This is a genomic window from Ochrobactrum sp. AN78, from assembly GCF_029909885.1.
Taxonomy (GTDB): Bacteria; Pseudomonadota; Alphaproteobacteria; order Rhizobiales; family Rhizobiaceae; genus Brucella; species Brucella quorumnocens.
The window spans coordinates 108,825-122,155 of record NZ_JASAMU010000006.1 but is presented as its reverse complement, the minus strand read 5'-3'; the positions used below and the strand labels follow the sequence as shown (position 1 = coordinate 122,155).

The following is a 13,331-nucleotide window of genomic DNA, read 5'->3' as shown; positions in this document are numbered from 1 at the left end:
CGATGCAAACCGACCTGATTGCTTCCCTGTCTCTCGCAGCACCCGAGGTTCTCCTCGCGCTGAGCGGGCTGGCATTGCTTATGATCGGCGTGTTCTCCGGAGAGCGCGCCTCCACACTCGTCAATGGGCTCGCTGTCGCCGTTTTGATTGCTGCACTGGCTCTTGTCGTTATCTTCCCGCACAACGGTATCGCCTTTGGCGGCAGCTTTGTGAACGATGGTTTCGCACGCTTCATGAAAGTGCTGACATTGATCGGCTCTATAGTGACGCTCGTCATGTCCGTTGGTTTTGCGCGTGAAGAGAAGTTCGACAAGTTCGAGTTCCCAGTGCTGATCGTTCTTGCGACGCTTGGCATGCTCATCATGGTATCAGCATCCAACATGCTGACGCTTTATATGGGCCTCGAGCTGCAGTCGCTCGCACTCTATGTGCTCGCAGCTTTCAATCGTGACAGCGTTCGTTCGACAGAAGCCGGACTGAAATACTTTGTTCTGGGCGCTCTCTCTTCGGGCATGCTGCTTTACGGTATCAGCCTTGTTTACGGCTACACTGGTCATATCGGCTTTGCGGAAATCGCCAGTTCCATTTCCGGTGGCGAGCGTCAGCTCGGTCTGGTCTTCGGTCTGGTGTTCATTCTGGCAGGCCTTTGCTTCAAGATTTCTGCCGTTCCGTTCCATATGTGGACGCCGGACGTTTATGAAGGTTCGCCAACACCTGTAACCGCGTTTTTTGCTGCTGCCCCTAAGATGGCTGCAATGGCTCTGATCGTTCGTGTTGTGGAAGGCGCTTTCGCTCCTGTCACCCACGACTGGCAGCAGGTCATTACTTTCGTCGCAATCGCTTCGATGGTGCTGGGTGCCTTTGCTGCTATCGGCCAGCGTAACATTAAACGCCTGATGGCTTACTCATCGATCAGCCACATGGGCTATGCGCTCGTTGGTCTGGCAGCTGGTACGGTTGTTGGTGTTCGCGGCGTTGCGCTTTACATGCTGATCTATCTCGTCATGACGCTTGGTAGCTTTGCTTTCATCCTGTCCATGCGGACAAAGGAAGGCAATGTCGAGCAGATTGAAGATCTGGCAGGCCTGTCGCGGACCAATCCGGTTATGGCAACAATCATGACCATGATGCTGTTCTCGCTTGCAGGTATTCCGCCGCTCGCTGGCTTCTTCGGTAAGTGGTACACCTTCGTCGCAGCCGTTGAAGTGGGTCTGTATCCGCTCGCAATCATCGGTATTGTCGCTTCCGTTGTCGGCGCGTTCTACTACCTGCGCATGATCAAGATCATGTGGTTCGATGAGCCGGTAACGACCTTCGTTACACCAGCAATCGAGCTTCGTCTGGTACTGCTCGCTTCGGGTGCATTCGTTCTGTTCTATGGATTGATTGGCGGCTGGCTTGGCGGTTTGGCTGAAACTGCAGCCAAGACGTTCTTCTGAGCATGACAATAAATAAAGCCGCAGGTGATGGCATGGGTTTCACGCTGGCACCTGCGGCTTTAGCAGACGGATACAGACTGGAGTTTTTTCCAGTCGTTGGTTCTACCAATGCAGAGGCGCTGGAGCGGGCGAATGCCGGCGATGCAGGACGCCTCTGGTTCGTTTCTCCCAAGCAGGAGAGCGGACGCGGCCGACGCGGCCGTACATGGACTGCTCCTGAAGGCAATCTTGCAGCAACATTGCTTCTGGTTGATCGTTTTGATCCCAAGATTGCCGCCACTTTAGGTTTCGTGGCTGGTTTGGCTTTGGCCGATGCTGTCGATGCGGTTCTGCCATCGACTGTTGCGGCCCGCGTGAACGTTGCGCTTAAATGGCCGAACGACGTTCTCGTTGACGGTGCAAAACTGTCCGGTATTCTCCTGGAATCGACGTTGCTTGCCGAAGGCCTGTTTGGTCTTGCTGTGGGTATGGGCACGAATGTCGTGGCCGCTCCGGATGGCTTGCCTTACGCTGCGACGTCCATCAACGGATTGGGCGGTAACGCCGATGCTACTATCTTGTTTTTGGCGTTGTCTGATGCATGGTGCCATTATTATCGCATTTGGGATGATGGCCGTGGCCTCAACACGATCCGTGAGCTGTGGCTCAAGCGGGCACACGGACTTGGTCAGCCTGTTGTGATGCAATTGAATGGTCGCATTGTCGAAGGCGTTTTTGAAACTATCGATTCGGATTGCCGGCTTGTCATTCGCGAGGATGACGGTACACGTGTTCCGGTGACAGCTGGGGACGTTTACTTTGGAACAGCGGCCTCTGTTAAACCCGTTTCCTGAGTGAATATTGTGCACAATTGATCGCTGTGCGCGTTGTTCCGGGCTTGCAAACTATCGGCAGCCGGTTCAACAGGGTCATAATTAGGGCGTGTCGTTGAATGATGGGAACAGGTTTTCCCATGATGACAGGCGAAAGAACGAAAACTTACGGCGCATAGCTCAAAAGGTGTTAGACACTTTTGCTAAAGGTTATGCGTTGAATCAAAAAGTTAGAGCGTAAAGCTGAATCAACTCGGCAAGTCGTCGCTCTAAACCATGAGTTAGAACAGGGAGGCATTATGCCCCGCTCACCATCGACCCAATTTGTCTTCCTGCCCCTTGGCGGTGTCGGCGAAATCGGCATGAACCTGGCTATGTATGGCTTTGGTCCAGAAGACAATCGTGAATGGATCGTGGTCGACATGGGCGTAAGCTTTGCCGGTCCAGAACATCCCGGCGCGGATCTGATCCTGCCGGATATTCGCTTCCTTGAAGCCGAGAAGAACAATCTGCGCGGCATCATCATTACGCATGCGCATGAAGACCATTACGGCGCGCTGCTCGATCTTTGGCCACGCTTGAAAGCGCCGGTCTACGCGACACCATTCACGGCAGGCTTGCTTGAAGCAAAACGTCAGTCTGAATTTGGTGCACCGGAAATCCCGGTCACGATCTTCAAGGCTGGCGAAACTTTCGAAGTCGGTCCATTCAAGCTCGAAGCAATTGCCGTTACGCACTCGATCCCTGAACCCGTTTCGCTAGCTATTACCACGCCACTTGGCACGGTTGTTCATACGGGCGACTGGAAGATGGACCCCGATCCTTCGATGGGGCCGCTCATTGATGAAGCACGGTTTCGCGTGCTTGGCGATCAGGGTGTTCTGGCACTCATCTGCGATTCCACCAATGCGATGCGCGAAGGTGAATCTCCTTCCGAGCGTCAAGTCGGCGATAGCCTGCGTGAGCTGATCGAAAATGCACGCGGTCGCGTGGCTGTTACAACCTTCTCGTCTAATGTCGGTCGTATCCGCTCCATTACCGAAGCAGCACGCGATGCCGGACGTCAAGTGTTGGTGGTCGGTCGCTCGATGAAGCGCACGATCGCTGTGGCAACCGAGCTTGGCTATATGGAAGGCCTGCCGGAGTTCCTCAGTGAAGACGATTACGGCTATATTCCGCGTGAAAATGTCGTTGTTATTCTGACGGGTAGTCAGGGCGAGCCACGCGCAGCGCTTGCAAAACTTGCTCGAGACGAAATGCGCAGCATCGCCCTGTCGGCGGGCGATACGGTGATTTTCTCATCGCGTCCTATTCCCGGTAATGAGAAGGCTATTCTGGATATCAAGAACAAGCTCATCGATCAGGGTATCAAGCTAATCAGCGATGATGATGCGCTCGTGCATGTTTCCGGCCACCCGCGTCGCAATGAACTCAAGCGCATGTATTCTTGGGTGCGCCCGAAAATTCTTGTTCCGGTACACGGAGAGGCAGCACATCTGGTTGCCCAAGGGTCGCTTGGTGCAATGGAAGGCATCGAAGAAATTGCTCAGGTTCGTGACGGCGATATGCTGCGTCTTGCACCCGGCAAAGCCGAAATCATCGATGAAGCACCGGTTGGTCGCATCTACAAGGACGGCAAGCTGATCGGTGACGAAGACGAGATAGGCATGGTAGAGCGTCGTAAGCTCGCTTTTGTCGGTCATGTCGCTGTTTCAGTACTGCTCGATCGTGATTTCAAGATTATGGATGAACCCGATCTCGTGGCTTTCGGATTGCCGGAAGAAGACGGGCAGGGCGATCTGATGGAAGACATTCTGCTCGATGCGGCAATCGAGGCCATCGACAGCATTCCACGCGCGCGCCGTAAAGATCTCGAAGTGGTTCGTGAATCGGTCCGCCGAGCTGTTCGCTCTGCGACAAATGAGGCATGGGGCAAAAAGCCGGTAGTGACGGTGTTTATCAACCGGATAAAGTAGCTCTGTTTTCGGGAGGAGGACACTGATGCTTGAACGCCTGAACCATGTCGCAATCGCGGTGCCAGATATAAAGGCTGCTTCCGCGCTTTACAGCAGCCAATTGGGCGCGAAAGTAACAGCGCCACAAGCCTTGCCAGAACATGGTGTTACGGTGGTCTTCATCGATGTTGGCAATACCAAGATCGAATTGCTTGAGCCATTGGGTGAGGGATCACCCATTGCCTCCTTCCTCGAAAAGAATCCATCTGGCGGCATGCATCACCTTTGCTATGAGGTCGCCGATATTATTGCTGCCCGCGATCGTCTCAAGACCGAAGGCGCGCGCATTCTCGGTGATGGTGAGCCAAAGATCGGCGCACACGGCAAACCCGTTCTGTTTTTGCATCCCAAGGACTTCAATGGGACACTGATCGAACTGGAGGAGGTATAATAATGTCCTGGGTTTCAGGCATCGCGATTTATTTTGTCATCTGGTGGACGACGCTGTTTGCGCTTTTGCCTGTCGGCCTGCGGACGCAAGCAGAAGAAAACGATGTCACACTGGGTACGGTTGCAAGCGCTCCTGCCAAGCCGCGCATCGGGCTTGCATTTCTGCGAACAACCTTGGTGGCTACGGCTATCTTCTGCCTTTACTATTACATGACGCAGATCAAAGGTTTCGGCCTTGACGATATCCCGCACTTCTTCCCTGATCTGAAGTAAAAGCGGTCGTTCTATAGTGCTTATTTTTCTGATTTGACGGAGCGGCGCCTAAAATTTAGGCGTCGTTTTGCGTTGGGCAGTGGGCGCATTTTATTGAGAATATGCCGTGAATCTAAAACTTATTGTTTCTGCATAACTGTTTGAATAGATAGACAATTAGCGAAGCGACATGCTTTATTTTAATGAAGTTTTTCGAGATGGATGCGCATCTAAACTAAGCTTACGGCGGCTCCAGTTGATGTTTAATCGTTGGAACCGCTGTAACTATTTCTTTTTACGCATTTCCGAACGCAAAACTGGTTTCCACTTTTGCTGCAAATGCTTTAACGCCAGCCGTTCAGCATGATGAAAATAAGAAAAGTAAAAAGAATATTAAAGGCTTGTGCTGAGCGTTGCGGTTTCGCAGATTGCAGTCGCGATAAAGCCAAAAAAAAAGCAAGGCTCACGCCTTGCTAGTCGAATACGCGTTCGACCCGTTTCCATTTTACTGGCGGCGGCGGAATTTCGCGCCTGGATCCATCCTCCCAAGACTTTGACCGCGTGATACAACGGTTCTATTCCGTTGTTAGGCTTGTTGATGAAAAAAATAGCGGACTGCACACCTTTTGTCACCAAAAATCTTTCGAGTCGTCATATTTCCTTCGTATTTTTTTCTGTTTTAATATCTCAGATACATAATACATTGAAAATTAAAGTGAATCCTTCAGCAGTCTTTCCTTATCTGTATTTAACAAGTCGCCGATGATGGTTGTGGACGGCAAAAAGGCTCCTCAGTAAAGCGCGGAGAGGCGGGTTTTCAACAGCGGCATAACCCGATATGAAACCGCCAAGTTTGCTTAATTTTTGCCTGATTCTACACACACTCAGTTGATACTCAGGCAATCTCTCTCTTGATCGGTGGTCACGATGCGTCTGTCGCAGTATTTTTTGCCCATTCTGAAAGAAAACCCAAAGGAGGCAGAAATTGTCTCTCACAGGTTGATGCTGCGCGCCGGTATGATCCGGCAGCAGTCGGCAGGCATCTATTCATGGCTCCCGCTTGGTCTTAAGGTCCTCAACAAGGTCTGCAACATCATTCGTGAAGAGCAGAACCGTGCAGGGGCCAACGAAATTCTCATGCCGACGATCCAATCCGCCGATCTTTGGCGCGAAAGTGGTCGCTACGATGCATACGGCAAGGAAATGCTGCGCATTCAGGACCGTCAGGAGCGCGATATGCTCTTCGGTCCGACCAATGAGGAGATGGTCACGGATATTTTCCGTTCCTATGTGCACTCCTATAAGGATCTACCGCTCAACCTCTATCATATTCAGTGGAAGTTCCGCGATGAAGTACGTCCACGTTTCGGCGTAATGCGCTCGCGCGAATTCCTGATGAAAGACGCCTATTCGTTCGACCTCGATTATGAGGGCGCGAAAATGGCTTATTATCGTATGTTCGTTTCCTATCTGCGCACTTTCGCCCGCGTAGGCCTGCAGGCGATCCCGATGCGTGCCGATACCGGCCCGATCGGTGGCGATTTTTCTCATGAGTTTATCATTCTCGCGGAAACAGGCGAAAGTCAGGTTTATTGCGACAAGGCTTATCTCGATCTGGCGGTTCCAGGTGCTGATACGGATTTCCGTAATGATGCGCAGCTAACGGATATCGTTACACGCTGGACAACGCCTTATGCGGCAACTGATGAAATGCACGACGAAGCAGAATGGTCTGCGGTGAAAGCCGACGATCAGGTTTCGGCTCGGGGTATCGAAGTTGGTCATATCTTCCATTTCGGCACCAAGTATTCCGAACCAATGGGTGCGAAAGTGCAGGGGCCTGATGGCAAGGACCACCTTGTATCAATGGGTTCTTATGGTATTGGCCCATCGCGTCTGGTTGCTGCCGCGATTGAAGCTTCGCATGATGAAGCAGGCATCATCTGGCCAAAGGCAATCGCACCGTTCGGCGTTGGCATTGTCAATATGAAGCCAGGTGACGAAGGTTGTGATGGCGTGAGCGAAAAGCTCTACGAAGCCTTCACTAATGCTGGCCTCGATCCGCTGCTGGACGACACGGACAACCGTCCGGGCTCCAAATTCGCAACCCTTGATCTGATTGGTCTGCCTTATCAGGTGATCGTCGGTCCACGCAGCGTTGCCGCGGGTGAAGTCGAAGTTAAGGATCGCAAGACGGGTGAGCGTCAGAACCTCACTGTTGAAGCGGCAATCAACCTGTTGACGGCTTAAATATGAGCAATGCGGCGGCAGCAAAATCTGATGGCAAGCAGAAGGCATCGAGCAAGGCGCCTTCTTCCGGTCCGTTCTCAGCCTTTGAGCGGATGATCGCATGGCGCTATTTGCGAGCGCGCCGCCGCGAGACGTTTATTTCGGTCATTGCCGGTTTTTCTTTCACCGGCATCATGCTTGGTGTTGCCACGCTCATCATCGTTATGGCGGTGATGAACGGGTTTCGTGCCGAGCTTTTGACCCGCATTCTGGGTATCAATGGCCACCTCATCATGCAGCCGATGGATCGGCCGCTTGATGATTATGCGAGCCTCATCCAGCGCATAGATGGTATCAAGGGCGTCCAGTTCGCTATTCCTGTGGTCGAGGGGCAGGCTCTCGTTCAGGGCAACATCGGAGCTGGCACCGGTGCATTGGTGCGCGGACTTCGGGAAGAGGATCTGGACAAGCTCAAGCTGGTTTCCACGAACGTAAAACAGGGCACCTTGAAGGGCTTCGATCAGAGCGGCGGCGTGGCAATCGGTACCCGTATGGCTGAAAATCTGGGCCTTTCTATTGGCGATTCACTGCGCGTTATCTCGCCCGATGGTGACGTCACGCCTTTTGGTGTCAATCCACGCGTGAAGGCCTATCCGATTGCCGCAATCTTTGAGATCGGCATGTCGGAATATGATGCGTCAATTGTGATGATGCCGCTTTCAGAGGCGCAGCTTTTCTTCAATCAGGAAGGCAAGGTGCAATCACTAGAGATATTTGTCGACAATCCTGACAAGGTTGATGCGATGCGCGCGCCTGTCGAGGAGGTGGCGGCAAGGCAGATTTCTCTGGTTGATTGGCGTCAGCGCAACCAGACTTTCTTCTCGGCACTACAGGTCGAACGCAATGTTATGTTCATGATCCTGACCTTGATCGTGCTTGTTGCTGCGCTCAATATTATCTCCGGCCTTATCATGCTGGTGAAGGACAAGGGGCGGGATATTGCGATCCTCAGAACCATGGGAGCAACGCGTGGCGCGGTCATGCGTATATTCCTGATGACTGGTGCGGCGATTGGTGTGACCGGTACTCTTGCCGGTGTGGTTTTAGGTGTCGTGGTATGTCTTAATGTCGAGAGGATTCGACAGTTCTTCTCATGGCTTTCGGGCACGACATTGTTCAATCCGGAACTGTATTTCTTGAGTACGCTTCCAGCAAAGATGGACGTCGGTGAAACAGTTTCCGTCATTGCGATGGCCTTGATCCTTTCCTTTATTGCCACCATTTTTCCGGCCTGGCGCGCTGCCAAACTCGATCCGGTCGAAGCACTGAGGTATGAATAATGGCGGCTGAAGTCATTCTGCGCCTGGAAAATGTGAGCCGGGCCTATAAGGAAGTCGATCGTGAACTGGTTATCCTGAAGGATGCGAGTTTCACTTTGCGTCGTGGTGAGATGGTGGCGCTCGTTGCACCATCTGGTGCGGGCAAGTCGACTTTGCTGCATACTGCGGGTCTGCTGGAGCGTCCGGACAGCGGCGACGTTATTCTGGATGGTCGCTCGTGCAGCACGCTTTCTGAAGATGAACGCACGGCTATCCGCCGAAACGATGTTGGCTTCGTGTATCAGTTCCATCATCTGTTGCCGGAATTCTCAGCACTCGAAAACGTGATGATGCCGCAAATGATCCGTGGCTTGCCGCAGAAGGCAGCATCAGCACGGGCACAGCAGCTGCTCGACTATATGAAGATCGGCAAGCGCGCGTCCCATCGTCCGTCAGAGCTTTCCGGTGGTGAGCAGCAGCGCGTCGCGATTGCGCGTGCAGTTGCCAATGCGCCTCTGGTGCTGTTGGCTGATGAGCCAACGGGCAATCTTGATCCGACGACATCGTCTTATGTCTTCGGTGCTCTGGAGGCTCTTGTGCGCCAGTCGGGGCTTGCAGCATTAATCGCGACGCATAACCACGAACTGGCCCGCCGTATGGATCGTCGCGTGACGCTTCGCGAAGGCAAGGTCGTCGACGTCTGATCATAGCGTTTGAGCCAAAAGTGCGAAGCGGTATTGCGTGAGGTAAATGCGTACAAACAAATAGTAACAGTGGTTCCAACAATTCGATCTCAACTGGAGCCGCTGTAAGCATATGGCGAGGCGGGAAGCGTTTCTGCCGTGCGGTATCAAAGCAATTTCCCACATATCTCATTTGTTCAACGCCGACAGCCACGCTGCCGGCGATTGCACGTTTATTTTTCATAAACCTTAAATACACGTGGCCATTAAGGCAGGTGTTGACATTAGAACAAAAATGGAACAAAAAATAAACATACGTGAACAAAGAGGAGTTATTCCAATGACCGATCTCGTCTACGACGTTTTGTCTTTCGTCTCCGTCAGCCTGTTCGTTGCCACTTTCGCCATCTGGGTAAGTGTAATCTGAAAACGTGATAAGGGTTCTCTTGTGAACCCCGTTGATTGTAACGACCGTCGCTCTGGACATCGTTGCCGTATTCCCCGAAACTGGCGTAGTGGGCGATAAGAGTCGCCCGTTACCGGGTGCAGCTCTCATTCACTGAGACGTGCTCGGTTTGCGCCGGAACATGATTTCGCTATCATGTTATGGCGGTGCTATCAGCTCTGCATAGATCGGGGAAATAGAATGAGTGATACAGCAAGCATTGCAGCGGGCGAGGGCAAGTCGTCACCTCGTTTCGTTCATTTGCGGGTACATTCTGCCTATTCCTTGCTCGAAGGTGCTCTGCCCGTCGGCAAGATCATCAAACAGGCGATTGCCGATGAAGCACCGGCCATCGCGATAACCGACACCAATAATCTTTTTGGCGCTCTGGAATTCGCCCAGAAGGCTTCGAAAGATGGCTTGCAGCCAATTATCGGGTGCCAACTGGACGTAGGGTTCGGCGATCACAACGATAATAGCCGTAGTGCCAATCGCCGACTGGTCCTTGATTTGGCGCCTATCGTTTTGCTCGCTTCGACCGAAGAGGGCTATGCCAATATCGTAAGGCTCGTCAGCCGTGCATTCCTCGATACCCCATCGGGCGATCCGGTTCACATTGATGCAAGCTGGCTGTCCGGCTTGTCCGATGACGTCATCGTGCTTTCGGGTGGACAGCTCGGTCCAATCGGACGGGCTTTTGCTGCAGATCGCCCGGACCGTGCAGAAGCGCGTCTAACTTTCTTGAAAGAAGCTTTTGGCAATCGGCTATATGTCGAATTGCAGCGTCAATCAGGCTATGACCGCGGGCTTGAGGCGAAGACCGTTGAACTCGCCTATGCGATGGACTTGCCGCTTGTGGCAACCAATGAAGCCTTCTTCCTCAAGGCGGAGGACTTTGAGGCGCATGATGCGCTGCTCGCTATTGCTGAGGGACAAATCCTTTCCAATGATGATCGCCGCCGTCTGACGCCCGACCATCATCTTAAAAGCCGCACCGAAATGACGGCTCTGTTTGCCGATCTGCCGGAAGCGCTCGAAAATACGATTGAAATTGCAGAGCGTTGCAGCTGGTTCACACAGACACGCCAGCCAATTCTCCCGCGCTTTACTGGCGAATCTGACGATCCGGAAGCAGCTATTGAGGCCGAAGCAGAGGAGCTGGCCCGACAGGCGCGTGAAGGCTTGAAGATGCGGCTCGAAACAGCTGGTCTTGCTGAAGGATATACGGAAGAACAATATTCCGAACGTCTCGATTACGAGATTGGCATTATCACCCGCATGAAGTTCCCGGGTTACTTCCTAATCGTTGCGGACTTTATTAAATGGGCGAAGTCGCATGGCATTCCCGTTGGGCCAGGGCGTGGTTCGGGTGCCGGTTCTCTTGTCGCTTATGCATTGACCATTACTGACGTTGATCCGCTGCGTTTCTCGCTGCTGTTTGAGCGGTTTCTCAATCCAGACCGCGTATCGATGCCCGATTTCGATATCGACTTCTGTCAGGAACGTCGCGAAGAAGTCATTCGCTACGTGCAGGAGAAATACGGGCGCGATCAGGTCGCACAGATTATAACTTTCGGAACGCTTCAGGCGCGCGCTGTGCTGCGCGACGTGGGCCGCGTTCTCGAGATGCCTTACGGGCAGGTGGATCGTCTTTGTAAGCTGGTACCGCAAAATCCTGCCAACCCAGTTTCTCTGGCGCAGGCTATTGAGACAGAGCCGAAGATCAACGAGGAGCGCGAAAAAGAACCGGTCGTTGGCCGTCTTCTCGATATGGCGCTGAAACTGGAAGGTCTTTACCGACACGCCTCAACGCACGCCGCCGGTATCGTGATTGGTGATCGTCCGCTTTCTGAACTCGTGCCAATGTATCGCGATCCGCGCTCGGATATGCCGGTTACGCAGTTCAACATGAAGTGGGTTGAGCAAGCGGGGCTGGTCAAGTTCGACTTTCTTGGCCTGAAAACGCTCACTGTGCTGGAAACAGCGGTTAAGCTTGTCGCCCGTAAAGGCATTGAAATCGACCTTACGCGCCTGCCTCTTGATGATGAACTGACCTATGAAATGCTTTCGCGCGGGGAGACGGTCGGTGTGTTTCAGGTGGAAAGTGCGGGCATGCGCAAGGCGCTGCTCGGCATGCGTCCCGACCGCATTGAAGACATCATCGCGCTTGTGGCCCTATATCGTCCGGGTCCGATGGAGAATATCCCGACCTATAATGCGCGTAAGAATGGTGAGGAGGAAATCGCCTCTATTCACCCGAAAATTGATGGCCTGATCAAGGAAACGCAAGGCGTTATCGTTTATCAGGAGCAGGTAATGCAGATCGCGCAGGTGCTTTCGGGCTACTCGCTCGGTGAAGCTGACCTTCTGCGTCGCGCCATGGGTAAGAAGATCCGCGTGGAGATGGACAAGCAGCGCGTTCGTTTCGTCGAAGGGGCGATTGCAGGCGGTGTCGATAAGGCGCAGGCGAATATGATCTTCGACCTGTTGGCCAAGTTCGCCGACTATGGCTTCAATAAGTCTCACGCCGCAGCATACGCTATCGTGTCTTATCAGACCGCCTACATGAAGGCGCATTATCCGGTCGAGTTTCTCGCCGCGTCTATGACCTACGATATGTCCAACGCCGACAAGCTCAATGACTTCCGGCGCGAGGCCAATCGTCTGGGTATCGATGTCGTGACACCATCCGTCATGACTTCCTTCCGCACATTTGAGGTGGGCGAAAGAAAGATTTTCTATTCGCTGGCGGCGATCAAGGGCGTTGGCGAAGCGGCTGTAGACCACATCGTCAACGTACGGGCTGAGAAGCCTTTTGAAAGTCTCGAGGATTTTTGCGAGCGGATCGATCCGAAAATCGTCAATCGACGTGTGACGGAAAGCCTGATCAATGCAGGCGCGCTGGATTGCTTCGGGCGTGATCGAGCCGCTATGAGCGCCGGCATGGACCGCATCATGGGCTTTGCACAGCGCACGCAGGAAAATGCAGCAAGTGGCCAGTCAGATATTTTCGGCCTTTCGGGAGCACCGAAAGAACAATTGATCCTGCCACAGGCAGCACCCTGGCTGCCGTCAGAAAAGCTCCATCGTGAATTTCAGGCGGTAGGCTTTTACCTGTCCGCTCATCCGCTGGATGAATATCGTCAGGTTCTCGACCGTATGCGCGTTCAGAGCTGGGCCGATTTTTCGGCTGCTGTGAAGCGCGGTGCAAATGCCGGGCGTCTGGCAGGCACTGTCACGACCCGTCAGGAACGCAAGACTCGCACTGGCAACAAGATGGGTATCGTGCAGCTTTCGGATGCCAGTGGTCAGTTTGAAGCCGTGCTCTTTTCGGAAGGTCTTGCGCAGTATCGCGATCTTCTCGAAAGCGGCAAATCGGTGGTGATAACTGTTGCTGCTGAAAACCGTCCAGAAGGCATTGGTCTGCGCATCCAGACGGTCCAGTCTCTCGAAGATGAAGCGTGTCGGATGCAGAAGGCATTGAGGCTTTATCTGCGCTCTGCAGAGGCGGTTAAAAGTATCGTGCCGCATTTCAACACGCGTGGTGACGGTCAGGTGAGCCTTATCGTGATCAAGGAAGAAGGCCAGCGCGAAGTCGAGATCGAACTTCCGCACCGCTATCGCGTCAGTCCACAAATCGCCAGCGCCATGAAGGCAATTCCCGGTGTCGTGGAAGTCGAACTGGTTTAGAGCGCGTCCCGAAAAGTGTGAAACGGTTTTCGGACAAAGATGCGCGTTAAAACAGAT

General features: G+C 53.1%; 9 protein-coding genes. All 9 read left to right on the top strand.

Features of this window, described 5'->3' with window-relative positions; all coding sequences use genetic code 11:
• The first annotated feature begins 2 nt into the window (after positions 1 to 2).
• The 9 genes from nuoN to dnaE all read left to right on the top strand — a co-directional run bounded on the left by nuoN (position 3) and on the right by dnaE (position 13,274).
• Positions 3 to 1,439, top strand: a complete 1,437-nt coding sequence (gene nuoN, locus QBD00_RS13110; protein WP_095446447.1) for an NADH-quinone oxidoreductase subunit NuoN — start codon at positions 3 to 5, stop codon at positions 1,437 to 1,439.
• Between the two features lie 32 nt (positions 1,440 to 1,471).
• Entirely contained in the window at positions 1,472 to 2,272 is an 801-nt protein-coding gene (locus QBD00_RS13105) for a biotin--[acetyl-CoA-carboxylase] ligase (RefSeq protein WP_318579804.1), read from the top strand.
• Between the two features lie 278 nt (positions 2,273 to 2,550).
• Entirely contained in the window at positions 2,551 to 4,227 is a 1,677-nt protein-coding gene (locus tag QBD00_RS13100) for a ribonuclease J (protein WP_318579721.1), read from the top strand.
• 25 nt (positions 4,228 to 4,252) lie between these two features.
• On the top strand, positions 4,253 to 4,657 hold the full coding sequence (gene mce / locus QBD00_RS13095; protein ID WP_095446449.1) for a methylmalonyl-CoA epimerase: 405 nt from the start codon (positions 4,253 to 4,255) through the stop codon (positions 4,655 to 4,657).
• Positions 4,658 to 4,659: 2 nt separating this feature from the next.
• Entirely contained in the window at positions 4,660 to 4,929 is a 270-nt protein-coding gene (locus QBD00_RS13090; protein WP_095446450.1) for a DUF1467 family protein, read from the top strand.
• A gap of 906 nt (positions 4,930 to 5,835) precedes the next feature.
• Positions 5,836 to 7,158 carry a proline--tRNA ligase gene (proS, locus tag QBD00_RS13085; RefSeq protein WP_318579720.1) on the top strand — a complete coding sequence of 441 codons (1,323 nt, stop codon included), beginning with the start codon at positions 5,836 to 5,838 and terminating at the stop codon, positions 7,156 to 7,158.
• A gap of 2 nt (positions 7,159 to 7,160) precedes the next feature.
• On the top strand, positions 7,161 to 8,477 hold the full coding sequence (locus QBD00_RS13080) for a lipoprotein-releasing ABC transporter permease subunit (RefSeq protein ID WP_095446452.1): 1,317 nt from the start codon (positions 7,161 to 7,163) through the stop codon (positions 8,475 to 8,477).
• Positions 8,477 to 9,160, top strand: coding sequence for an ABC transporter ATP-binding protein (locus tag QBD00_RS13075; protein WP_095446453.1), 684 nt, complete (start codon positions 8,477 to 8,479; stop codon positions 9,158 to 9,160). The genes QBD00_RS13080 and QBD00_RS13075 overlap by 1 nt, the downstream gene beginning before the upstream one ends.
• Positions 9,161 to 9,785: 625 nt before the next feature.
• Entirely contained in the window at positions 9,786 to 13,274 is a 3,489-nt protein-coding gene (dnaE, locus tag QBD00_RS13070; protein WP_318579719.1) for a DNA polymerase III subunit alpha, read from the top strand.
• Positions 13,275 to 13,331: the final 57 nt, after the last annotated feature.